The following is a 263-nucleotide window of genomic DNA, read 5'->3' as shown; positions in this document are numbered from 1 at the left end:
CAGTTGGCAACACAAGCGCGAGATGAATTTTGGGACGATACGACGAATCGAACGGGGAGGCCGAAGCCTTTAGTGGCGGCATCTGTCGGCCCGTATGGCGCGTTTTTATCGGACGGGTCTGAATACCGCGGCGGCTATGCGATAGGCGAAGAGCAATTGGCCGCATTTCATAGAGAGCGCATCCGGGTGCTGGTTGAAGCAGGGGCGGATCTGTTAGCTTGTGAAACTTTGCCGTGCCTTGCGGAAGCGAAAGCGATCGTGAG

1 protein-coding gene is annotated in these 263 nt (G+C 56.7%); it reads left to right on the top strand.

Features of this window, described 5'->3' with window-relative positions; genetic code table 11:
• Positions 1-263, top strand: a 263-nt coding sequence (locus SB775_RS30560) for a homocysteine S-methyltransferase family protein (protein WP_410865013.1), incomplete at both ends; no start/stop codon positions are given.

The organism is Peribacillus sp. SIMBA_075, assembly GCF_046534585.1.
Note: the sequence above shows the minus strand (reverse complement) of the source record. Positions and strands in the feature narration are given on the sequence as shown.